The sequence below is a fragment of the [Bacillus] enclensis genome, assembly GCF_001456935.1.
Taxonomy (GTDB): Bacteria; Bacillota; Bacilli; order Bacillales; family Bacillaceae_B; genus Rossellomorea; species Rossellomorea enclensis.
Map to the genome: position 1 here is coordinate 20558 of NZ_KQ758496.1, position 7986 is coordinate 28543.

Annotated in this window: 6 protein-coding genes, 2 rRNA genes and 1 other annotated feature (1 of these 9 running past the window's edge); of the genes, 1 reads left to right on the forward strand and 7 read right to left on the reverse strand. The window is 45.1% G+C overall.

The genetic code is table 11. The features are described 5' to 3' along the window. Positions 1-56: a binding site (T-box leader), on the reverse strand (it extends 157 nt beyond the left edge of the window). Between the two features lie 384 nt (positions 57-440). From pdxT to guaB, 4 genes are all read right to left on the reverse strand, one after another. Next, positions 441-1031 (reverse strand): pyridoxal 5'-phosphate synthase glutaminase subunit PdxT, encoded by a 591-nt coding sequence (pdxT, locus tag AS034_RS21850; RefSeq protein ID WP_032087152.1) that lies wholly within the window; start codon positions 1029-1031, stop codon positions 441-443. Positions 1032-1041: 10 nt separating this feature from the next. Then, positions 1042-1923, reverse strand: a complete 882-nt coding sequence (gene pdxS / locus AS034_RS21855; RefSeq protein WP_032087151.1) for a pyridoxal 5'-phosphate synthase lyase subunit PdxS — start codon at positions 1921-1923, stop codon at positions 1042-1044. Between the two features lie 555 nt (positions 1924-2478). After that, positions 2479-3834 carry a D-alanyl-D-alanine carboxypeptidase family protein gene (locus tag AS034_RS21860; RefSeq protein WP_032087150.1) on the reverse strand — a complete coding sequence of 452 codons (1356 nt, stop codon included), beginning with the start codon at positions 3832-3834 and terminating at the stop codon, positions 2479-2481. A 172-nt stretch (positions 3835-4006) separates the two neighbouring features. After that, positions 4007-5473, reverse strand: coding sequence for an IMP dehydrogenase (gene guaB, locus AS034_RS21865; protein ID WP_032087149.1), 1467 nt, complete (start codon positions 5471-5473; stop codon positions 4007-4009). A 113-nt stretch (positions 5474-5586) separates the two neighbouring features. Here guaB and AS034_RS21870 point away from each other — a divergent pair, with 113 nt between their 5' ends. After that, complete coding sequence (locus tag AS034_RS21870) at positions 5587-6522, forward strand: YaaC family protein (protein WP_064564723.1); 936 nt, start codon at positions 5587-5589, stop codon at positions 6520-6522. A gap of 39 nt (positions 6523-6561) precedes the next feature. Here AS034_RS21870 and AS034_RS21875 read toward each other — a convergent pair whose 3' ends face one another. The 3 genes from AS034_RS21875 to AS034_RS21885 form a co-directional block, all read right to left on the reverse strand. Continuing rightward, on the reverse strand, positions 6562-7044 hold the full coding sequence (locus tag AS034_RS21875; RefSeq protein ID WP_032087148.1) for a glutathione peroxidase: 483 nt from the start codon (positions 7042-7044) through the stop codon (positions 6562-6564). Between the two features lie 596 nt (positions 7045-7640). Beyond that, a 5S ribosomal RNA gene (gene rrf / locus AS034_RS21880) occupies positions 7641-7757 on the reverse strand. A gap of 98 nt (positions 7758-7855) precedes the next feature. Next, positions 7856-7986 (reverse strand): 23S ribosomal RNA (locus tag AS034_RS21885); the annotation flags it as partial.

A 7986-nucleotide genomic window follows, 5' to 3' on the forward strand; every position in this document is an offset into this window, starting at 1 on the left:
CCACCGGCTCTCTTCAGCAGAGAAGTTTCATTACTATTTCCTGTCAACGTTTTAAACTCATATTGGTTATTTCATAATCTACTACAATGTTTTCCATTTTGCAATAGGTTTATGCCAATGTTTTTATATGTGCGAACTCCGCTGTTGGTTTCCGTGCAAGACTTCGCTTTCCGCGGGCGAGCGTGGAGCCTCCTCGGCGCTTTGCGCCTGCGGAGAAGAAAAGCGGATGGGCTTTGCTCAGAGGCGTGTGGCATAAGACGAATCGGCCACGAAGGCGTATTTTGCCTTCTTGGTCGGTTTGGCTTATGACATGTGCCTCTAAGCCCAGTAGCTAGACAGGTCTCACATTGGCCGCTTTTCCCGCAGGAGTCTTCGTCTTGCACTCCAACCAACAGCTGGGATCTACTCACATCCAAGTATCAAGGATGGGCAAAACCATATTATAAAACAGCTTTTTCTTTCGATTCTTTGACCATCTCGATGAAGTAAGCCGTCAGGCGATGGTCGTCTGTGAGTTCGGGATGGAATGAGCATCCCAGGAATCGTCCGTGACGTGCGAGGACGATCCTTTCGTTGTGCTTGGCGAGGATTTCGACGTCCTCCCCGGCTTCTACGATGTGAGGGGCACGAATGAATACGGCGTTAAAATGATCGCCGACATGCGCGATGTTCAGGTCGGCCTCGAAGCTTTCCTTTTGTCGTCCGAAGGAGTTGCGTTCGACGATTACATCCATGACACCAAGATGCGGTTCATCATAGCCGACTATCTGTCTCGCAAGCAGGATGAGACCTGCACATGTTCCAAACATCGGCTTTCCGCTTGCCGCAAATTCTTTGAGTGGTTCAAAAAAACCGTAGCGGTCAATGAGGCGGCGCATCGTCGTACTTTCTCCGCCCGGCATGATCAAGCCGTCAAGTCCATCCAGCTGTTCTACACGCTTTACGACCACTGCTTCGGCATCGCATGCTTCAATTGATCTAACATGCTCTCTGACTGCTCCCTGAAGTCCAAGTACACCTATCTTCATCATTGTCTACCTCTTACCATCCGCGGTCTTGCATGCGCTGTTCAGGAAGGATGGAGGAGATCTCTACACCCTTCATCGCTGTGCCAAGTTCTTTTGACAGCTCAGCAATCAGTTTGTAATCCTGGTAGTGAGTAGTCGCTTCAACGATCGCTCTCGCAAACTTCTCAGGGTTTTCAGACTTGAAGATACCGGAACCTACGAATACACCGTCAGCTCCCAATTCCATCATAAGAGCAGCATCAGCCGGTGTTGCGATACCGCCAGCTGCAAAGTTGACAACCGGTAAACGGCCGTTTTCTTTAATCTCTAACAATAATTCATATGGAGCACCCAAAAGCTTCGCTTCCGTCATGATTTCATCTGTGCTCATGCTGACAAGCTTGCGAACCTGAGCGTTCACTTTACGCATGTGACGAACCGCTTCGACGATGTTCCCAGTACCCGGCTCACCTTTAGTACGAAGCATCGATGCACCTTCACCGATACGGCGTGCCGCTTCGCCTAAATCACGGCATCCGCATACGAATGGAACCGTGAAGTCTTTTTTATTCAAGTGATACTCTTCATCGGCTGGTGTAAGTACTTCACTTTCATCAAGGTAGTCAACACCCATCGACTCAAGTACTCTTGCTTCAACGATATGGCCAATACGCGCTTTCGCCATGACCGGGATCGTAACTGCTCCCATTACTTCTTCGACGATACGAGGGTCTGCCATTCTCGCTACGCCGCCCGCAGCACGGATGTCAGCTGGAACTCGTTCTAAAGCCATTACCGCAACTGCACCTGCAGCTTCAGCAATCTTGGCCTGTTCTGCATTGATGACGTCCATGATGACGCCGCCCTTTTGCATTTCAGCCATACCTCTTTTAACACGATCTGTACCAGTATTCATTTATGTATCCCCCTTATATTTATCCTATGCCTGTCCTTATTTCTTACAAAGATACTCTATAAAAGCCGCTGTTGATTTCCGTGGAAGACTTCGCTTTCCGCGGGTGACCCGTGAGCCTCCTCGGCTTTCGCCTCCGGAGTGGAAAAGCAGAGGCGGCTCGTTCAGCCCCGACAAGCATAAGATGAATGGGCCGGAAAGGCGTTCTTTGCCTTCTTGGACCATTTAGCTTATGACCTCGAGGGGCTAGCCGCCGGAGCTAGACATGTCTCACATTGGCCACTTCTCCCGCAGGAGTCTTCGTCTTCCACTCCAATCAACAGCTGGAACTGTTTAATTAGGTTATCACAGAAGAAAAAAGTGACTAAAACAATCGGAATGATGATATTGCCCTACTGCTAAATAAACAACAAAAACAAGGTTATGTCAAGACGAAATAAGGAGTCGGTTAACTTATGCGGTATATGCATTTAATGGAAGTATCCCCTGCTTGCTCATGACCATTCCCTTATAAAAATAACCCCAGGCCATGTGAGGGCCTGGAGTCATCGTATGAAATTAGAACCAGCCTTTTACAGTGGAAGTGACGGATCCCCAGATATCTCCGAAGAAACCTCCGACAGCTCTCATGGAAAGGACGAACCAGTTTGCTTTTTCGACTCCTTCGACTGTCACGACAGAAGATTTAGCTCCATTGGATCCCTTGTCAGTCAGGTATCCAAGATCATTCTTGTCTTTTGATTCCAATGTAATATAACCGACTTTTTCGCCCTTTTTAACCGGCGCAGTCAGTTTACCGTCTTCATTCAGCTTTTTCTTGTCGACTACAAATTTAGGCTTGTACATCTTTTCTTCGCCATTTTTCACGACCATATTCAAAGCAGACTCAGCTTTGATGCCGACTTCTTTTTCTTTCCCTTTCACAACAGGAAGGGTTTTCTGTCCCTTAATTTTGTAATCGGCAGGGATCAGTTCTTGCATTGTAAAGTTATTAAAAGCATAATCCAGCATTTTTCTTGTTTCTGCAAAACGTGCATCATAAGAATTTTCACCCGCTGGTACTTTCACATCCATCACAACCGTAATGAACCTCATGCCATTTCGTTCCGCAGTACCTGTGAAACAAGCTCCTGCAAAATCCGTCGTTCCAGTTTTAAGTCCGTCCATGCCTTCGTACTCACGAACCAGTCCAGGAAGCATCCAGTTCCAGTTAGGCATTTCGAATTCGTCATCGGTACCTTCAGCAAACACTTTCTTCGCAATGGAAGAAGTCTCTAGCACCTCAGGATAATCATTGATCAGGCGGTAAGCAAGAGTCGCCGTATCCTTTGCGGACATCACATTCTCTTCATCCGCTCCACCGACAACCTGATCGACATAAGGAGCGAGGTCCTTGTTGTTCAAACCTGATGAGTTAACGAATTTATAGTTTTCTAATCCAAGTTCTTCGGCTTTTTTGTTCATCATTTTCGCAAAATTCGCTTCAGAGCCGGCAACGGTTTCAGCAATGGCCATCGCTGATGCATTCGCTGAATAAATCGCCATGGTTTCATATAAATCCTTAATCGTATAAGTCGCTTCTTCACGTAAAGAAACATTACTTAACGAAGTGTTATGTGACATCTGAGAAATATTTGTAGGAACCGTATATTTTTGATTCCACTTAACCTTTCCTTCATCAATCGCTTCAAGCAGAAGGTATTCGGTCATCATTTTTGTCATACTAGCAATTCCAAGTGCAGTTTCGGAATTCTTTTCAAATAAAACTTTACCGGTACTTGCTTCTACTAAAATCGCAGCATTTGCGTTAACATCGAGATCCCCTTGAGCACTTGCCGGTTTTTGAACCATGCTCATTGCCATCAAAAATACCAAGAAACAAACAAAAGATTTTTGAACCCAACTTCTTTTCACTTTTAGCCCTCCAAGTTTTTATGTACACCTTCGTTATTTTATCATAGTTCGAAAGGTAAGAATAGACAGAGAATATTCCTAGTTTTGGTATGGGACAAGGGACTTGGGGCATTCTCCATTTACCTTTTTTCCCATAAAAAAAGAGCCGGTTATAAGCCGGCCCTTTCTTACATTAAGATAATGAATAATTCGGTGCTTCCTTCGTGATCTGCACATCATGCGGATGGCTCTCGCGAAGACCTGCACCCGTCATACGGATGAACTGCGCATGTTCCCGAAGTTCATATAGATTCTTCGTACCGCAGTATCCCATGCCTGAACGAAGTCCGCCGATCAACTGATACAAGGTATCCGCAAGCGGCCCTTTGTAAGGGATGCGGCCTTCAATGCCTTCAGGAACGAACTTCTTCGCATCTTCCTGGAAGTAGCGGTCCTTCGATCCTTTTTCCATGGAGCTCAATGAGCCCATACCGCGGTAGACTTTAAAGCGTCTGCCTTGGAAGATTTCTGTTTCACCAGGGCTTTCAGATGTACCCGCCAGCAGGCTTCCAAGCATAACAGCATGTCCGCCGGAAGCAAGTGCCTTCACGATATCACCTGAGAACTTGATCCCGCCGTCTGCAATGATGGATTTGCCATGCCTTCTGGCTTCCGTTGCACAATCGTAAACAGCCGTGATCTGAGGTACACCGACACCTGCAACAACACGAGTTGTACAAATAGATCCAGGTCCGATACCGACTTTTACGACGTCAGCACCTGCTTCGATCAATTCTCTCGTTGCTTCGGCTGTTGCAACATTTCCTGCGATGATGTTCAAGTCAGGATATGCTTCACGGATTTCCCTGACAGTGGAGATAACCCCTGCTGAATGTCCGTGTGCTGTGTCAATGACGATTGCATCGACATGTGCTTTCACAAGATGCTCTACGCGTGTGGCAGTATCTTTTGAGACACCCACTGCAGCCCCGACCAACAAACGGCCCTGACTGTCTTTTGCCGAGTTCGGGAACTCGATGACTTTTTCAATATCCTTGATTGTGATCAGACCTTTTAATACGCCTTCTTGATCGATGAGCGGCAGCTTCTCGATCTTGTGCTGCTGAAGGATTTTTTCCGCTTCATCTAGGGTAGTGCCAACCGGAGCTGTCACCAGATTTTCTTTTGTCATAACATCAGAAATCTGGATGGAGAAATCCTGGATGAAACGCAGATCGCGGTTCGTCAAGATCCCCACCAATTTTTGCTCCTCTTCATTGTTCACAATCGGAACACCAGAGATTCTATATTTGCCCATCAAGTGCTCAGCAGCAAATACTTGATGCTCAGGAGTCAGGAAGAATGGATCAGAAATAACGCCGCTTTCTGAACGCTTTACTTTATCAACCTGCTCAGCCTGTTGTTCGATACTCATGTTCTTGTGGATGATTCCCAGTCCGCCTTGGCGTGCCATCGCAATCGCCATTTCAGCTTCAGTCACCGTATCCATACCGGCACTGATGACTGGAACATTCAGCTTAATGGAGTCAGTCAGTTCAACTGAAATACTCACATCTTTCGGTAATACCTCAGACTTTGCAGGTACTAGTAAAACATCATCAAACGTTAAACCTTCTTTAGCAAATTTAGATTCCCACATATTTTTCGGCCTCCCTAGTCCCAAAATATTATTAGTAGGTTATCAATTGGTTAAAATACTGTCAAGGACATCAGAATTAGTTTAATTTTTCAGAATTGTTAGAGGGTGACGAATTGGAAAGCATACATCGGCATTGGGACTTCATTCACTACTTTCAGTCTGCTGAATATTCCCAGAAATTTTTAAAAAATGGATATGAACAAATCGGTTTCGCGCAGGCTGAAACAAAAAGCTACGAAAACTGCTATCCATTCATGTATTATCTCGAACAGGGTGAGCTTTATTATAAACAAGCTCTGCAATCTCCCCTGTCACTGCAGCCAATCTTATTATTTTACGGCTATATCCATTTTATTAAAGCGATTGTCCTGACGGAGGATCCGCTCTACCCGGAAACGACCCAGGTACTCGCCCACGGGGTGACATCAAGAAAAAGAAAAAAGCAGCAATATCATTTTTTGCAGGATGAAGTGAAGGTTCAAAAGAATGGGTTGTTTTCTCATTTCTCAACCCTGGTGTTCCAAGCGAAACATATCATTGGTGAAAAACTGAAGATGGAAGACCTGCTCGTACAGATCCCTGAGTTGGAGGAAGCATTTAAAGTCCTCTTGAAAAGAAAGACGATGCTGTGGTTCAATCCAGAGAATGAACTTGTCCTGGATGAGTCGGTACTGAACAACTTCAATATGTCAAAAGATCTTTTCAAGCAGTATCTGAATGAAAAGCTGACCGGCAAGAATCAATGGACGAAAGAGGATACCCTTCATATCCCTCACATCAGTGAACAGCTTCCGGTCAGATGGCATCTGGGCAGCGACAGGCTGTGCCTGCCGAGCATCCGGAATGAAGCGAACATGCTGCCCGAACTCCTGATTCACTATGCCGTCCTTTATAACCTGAGCATGATAGCCAGGTATGAAACAGAATGGTGGGTCGAACTATTGAAGAACCGCACGAACGAAGACTACCCGATCATCCGGTCTTTTTTGAACGTCACAACCCAGAAGGCACCCTATCTGCTATTGGATATACTGAAGCAGAAGATGTAGCGGATAGAGGAAGGAAACTCAACCCTCCTCCTCTTTCCATTATCGATCCAACAACGACTTGATGTCATGTTCAATTTTTCTAGGATTCGTCTGCGGAGAATATCTCTCATACACTTCTCCGTTTTTATCCACCAGGAACTTAGTGAAATTCCACTTGATATCCGACACCAGCAGTCCCTTCTTTTCTTTCGTCAAAAATTTGAATAACGGGTGCGCACTCTTTCCCTTCACATCCGTTTTCTTGTACATCGGGAACGATACTCCATAATTTGTCTGACAAAACTCGATGATCTCATCCTGGTCATCAAATTCCTGATTCATGAACTGATCACTCGGGAAACCCAGCACAACCAGGCCCTGCTCTCTATACTCCTCATACAAGCCCTGCAGTTCTTCAAATTGAGGCGTAAAGCCGCACTTGCTTGCTGTATTGACGATAAGCAAAACCTTCCCCTCATACTCCTCTAACGAGGTTTCTACCCCATTCGATTTAGCAACAGTGAAATCATAGATGGAAGTCATATCGATCTCCTCCTTCGTTTATGTTCATAGTTAAATGATACTTCATGGGGGTGCGGGATAGCAATTTTGAGAGGTTTTAGGTGTATGGTGTATGAGCGGAGGGGAGGTTTTTTCGGTAACTGTTGGTATTACGGGGGGCTCGGCAGCCGGTTAGTGGTGTCTGGTGGTAGAGATTGATAATAAATGCTGCTTTGTGAGATTAAGGGGACGGATGCAATCATATTCCGAAGGATTTGATAATAGAATTTTCCGTTTCGATAATAAAAGTTCGATTTCCGATAATCCTTTCGTTGATTTCGATAATAAAAAGCCGATTTTCGATAATAAATCGGATCTGGCCGCGAACCTGTTATTCAATTTCTTGATATTTATATGAAATAGGCACGTTTTTAAGAAGAACACGACTCTCTTTTCAACATGGACGAGGGTTTTTATTAAAATAAACAAATTAACGGGCTTAAAAGGTGAAAAATTTAATGGTTTTAATAAAAAGATGTGCAGACGTTTTTGGTCAACATTATCCACTGCTATACCTTTATCGTTTCGCTCCACACAAAAAAAAGAACAACTCCTAAGAGCTGCCCTTTTTTCTATTTGCCTGGCGATGTCCTACTCTCACAGGGGGAGATCCCCCAACTACCATCGGCGCTGAAGAGCTTAACTTCCGTGTTCGGCATGGGAACGGGTGTGACCTCTTCGCCATAATCACCAGACGAATATTCAATTGAAGGTTTGTTCCTTCAAAACTAGATAAAGAATTGATGTCAAGAATACCGGTATTGCCGTGTTGTTCATTTAAAAATGACTCTTTGTGGTTAAGTCCTCGATCGATTAGTATCAGTCAGCTCCACATGTCGCCATGCTTCCACCTCTGACCTATCTACCTGGTCATCTTCCAGGGATCTTACTCACATAAAGTGATGGGAAATCTCATCTCGAGGG